The 235-nt window shown below is 53.2% G+C and carries 1 protein-coding gene; it reads right to left on the reverse strand.

What is annotated here, in order from left to right; genetic code table 11:
- A partial coding sequence (locus H2O73_RS21425) for a transglutaminase family protein (RefSeq protein ID WP_182110837.1) occupies nucleotides 1–235 on the reverse strand: 235 nt, incomplete at both ends.

Here is a 235-nt window from a genome sequence, read left to right on the forward strand (position 1 = left end):
GCTCCAGTTCAACGCCCTCAAGCTCCATGGTTCCGACACGTGGACAACGAAACTCCAGAAAAGACTCATACCATTGGGATTTAAAGGGATAGCCATTATCCGCCAGGAACTGCAGCACATCCGTCAGATCCCGCCACAGGAAGTGAGGCAACATAAAGCGGTCATGCAAGCTGTGCCCCCATTCAATCAACTTGTGCTTGTAGGGGCGTTCCCAGAACAAAGCCACACAGGCGCG

Source organism: Vibrio marinisediminis (genome assembly GCF_014050145.1).
Taxonomy (GTDB): Bacteria; Pseudomonadota; Gammaproteobacteria; order Enterobacterales; family Vibrionaceae; genus Vibrio; species Vibrio marinisediminis.